The sequence below is a fragment of the Pseudomonas sp. 2822-17 genome, assembly GCF_002742485.1.
GTDB lineage: Bacteria > Pseudomonadota > Gammaproteobacteria > Pseudomonadales > Pseudomonadaceae > Aquipseudomonas > Aquipseudomonas cyclaminis.
On record NZ_LJRZ01000340.1, the window covers coordinates 1 to 240 of the forward strand.

At 32.5% G+C, this 240-nt stretch carries 1 protein-coding gene; it reads right to left on the reverse strand.

The window, feature by feature from the left end:
• Window positions 1–29 precede the first annotated feature (29 nt).
• Window positions 30–176: a YycC family protein gene (locus AOA60_RS34540; RefSeq protein ID WP_099584020.1), complete on the reverse strand. Its 147-nt coding sequence runs from the start codon at window positions 174–176 to the stop codon at window positions 30–32.
• Window positions 177–240: the final 64 nt, after the last annotated feature.

The following is a 240-nucleotide window of genomic DNA, read 5'->3' on the forward strand; positions in this document are numbered from 1 at the left end:
CGTTTCTCACAATGTCTATTACAACACAATTAATCCTCAGATGCTTCCTTTTCTTCTACTTGCTTTAGCTTCTCCATCAATATATGCGGTGGAGTATGCATAACATGTTCCAACGGCATTTTTAGTTTTTCAGAAATCATTTTTGCAGTTTCAAGCGATATTTGATTTGGCCTCATTATATAACTCCCCTTATTTCAATAATTTATTTTTCTTTTACCCTCTTATATCGTAGTTTAACAA